The organism is Mesorhizobium sp. M2A.F.Ca.ET.067.02.1.1 (assembly GCF_004023285.1).
Lineage (GTDB): Bacteria > Pseudomonadota > Alphaproteobacteria > Rhizobiales > Rhizobiaceae > Mesorhizobium.
The window spans coordinates 1-1,729 of record NZ_RZSB01001017.1; the positions used below are offsets into that span (position 1 = coordinate 1).

The following is a 1,729-nucleotide window of genomic DNA, read 5'->3' on the forward strand; positions in this document are numbered from 1 at the left end:
ATCCCGATCCGGCCATTGTCCTCGACGTCGTCCCGAACAAGAAGCGCAACGCCGAGGTCGGCAGGGTTTTGTCGAACTCTTTCGGCTTCGGCGGCCAGAACACCTGCCTTGTCATGGCGCGGGAACCGGTCTAAGCGGACATTTTTCCGCCAATGCATGTCGCGCCGAAGTGAAATCGGTCTTGCGACAACGACATGCATGACAAAGAACCTGAAGCGCAACGCGCTTTAGAACCGACTGACAGGCCCTATGCGCGCATTGCAACTTATCGAGGATCGCCGTCTCGAAACGGTGGACCTGCCGCCTCCCCCGCCGCCTTCGCTGGGCGAAGTGACGCTCCGCATCAAGGCGGTGGCGCTCAACCATATCGACGTCTGGGGCTGGCGCGGCATGGCTTTCGCCAAGCGCAAGCTGCCGCTGGTCGTCGGCGCCGAAGCTTCCGGCGAGGTCGAGGCGGTCGGTCCAGGAGTCTCCAACCTGCTGCCGGGGCAGTTGGTGTCCATCTACGGCGCGCGTACCTGCGGCCTGTGCCGCGCCTGCCGCGAAGGCCGTGACAATCTCTGCGAGCATGTTTCCGGCGTCCATGGCTTCCATCTGGATGGCTTCGCCCAGGAGAAGATCAACCTGCCGGCGCGCCTGCTGGTACCCGCTCCTCCCGGCGTCACCGAGATCGGCGCGGCGGTCGCGCCCGTGACCTTCGGCACGGTCGAGCACATGCTGTTCGACAACGCCAAGCTGGAACCCGGCGAGACCATTCTCGTCCATGCCGGCGGCTCCGGCATCGGCACTGCTGCCATCCAGTTGGCCAAGAAGATGGGCTGCACAGTCATCACCACGGTCGGCTCGAACGACAAGATCGACAAGGCGAAGGCGCTCGGCGCCGACCATGTCATCAACTACCGTGAGGACCGTTTCGAGGGCGTCGTGCGCAAGCTGACGAAGAAGAAAGGCGTCGACGTCGTCTTCGAGCATGTCGGCGCCGACACCTTCGCCGGCTCGATGCTGTCGCTGAAGCGCGGCGGCCGTCTCGTCACCTGCGGTTCGACCTCGGGCGTGTCGACCCAGGTCAATCTGATGCAGCTCTTCCAGCAGCAGCTGAAGCTGCTCGGTTCCTTCGGCTGCCGCATGGAGAACATGGCCAACGCCATGCAGAAGATGGCCGCCGGTCTCGTCGCCCCCGTCATCGACACCGAGGTGGGTTTCGATGACATCGATGCAGCGCTGAAGCGCATGGAAGGCCGCGACGTCTTCGGCAAGATCATCCTGCGCGTTTCCTAAAGCAGTTCCAGGAAAGGCGGATGGTCGGCAACGCGCTCAGGAAAGCCCGCCGGGACTTCATGTTCCGCTACGGCCTGCGGCTGCGCCAGATGGAGCACTGGCTGGTCGCCAGGCTCGCCATGGTGTTGCTGTCGCTGCTGCGCCTGTTGCCGCCGGACAGCGCGCTCAACTTCGCCGACCGCGCCGCCCGCCGGGTCGGTCCGCTGGTCGGGCGCCACCGCGTCGCGGTCAACAATCTGCGCCTTGCCTATCCACAAAAGAGCGACGCCGAAATCGAGGCCATCGCGCGCGACATGTGGGGCAACATGGCCCGCCTTGCGGCCGAATACATCTTCCTCGATGCATTGTTCGACTTCGACCCGGACGCTTCGAAACCGGGCCGGGTCGAGGTTCGCGGCATAGAGCATTTCGTCGCGATCGCCGGCGAGAAGAAGCCGCACATCCTCTTCAC

The 1,729-nt window shown here is 64.2% G+C and carries 1 protein-coding gene and 2 pseudogenes; all 3 read left to right on the forward strand.

The features are described from left to right. Window positions 1-134 (forward strand): annotated as a pseudogene (locus EOA28_RS40690) (beta-ketoacyl-ACP synthase); the annotation flags it as partial. Between the two features lie 115 nt (window positions 135-249). Further along, window positions 250-1,278 carry a zinc-binding dehydrogenase gene (locus EOA28_RS34880; protein ID WP_127386316.1) on the forward strand — a complete coding sequence of 343 codons (1,029 nt, stop codon included), beginning with the start codon at window positions 250-252 and terminating at the stop codon, window positions 1,276-1,278. A gap of 20 nt (window positions 1,279-1,298) precedes the next feature. Beyond that, a pseudogene (locus EOA28_RS34885) lies at window positions 1,299-1,729 on the forward strand (lipid A biosynthesis lauroyl acyltransferase); the annotation flags it as partial.

Coding starts and splice junctions, on each gene's coding strand:
- EOA28_RS34880 (WP_127386316.1), top strand. CDS start 250: ATGCGCGCATTGCAACTTATCGAGGATCGCCGTCTCGAAACGGTGGAC.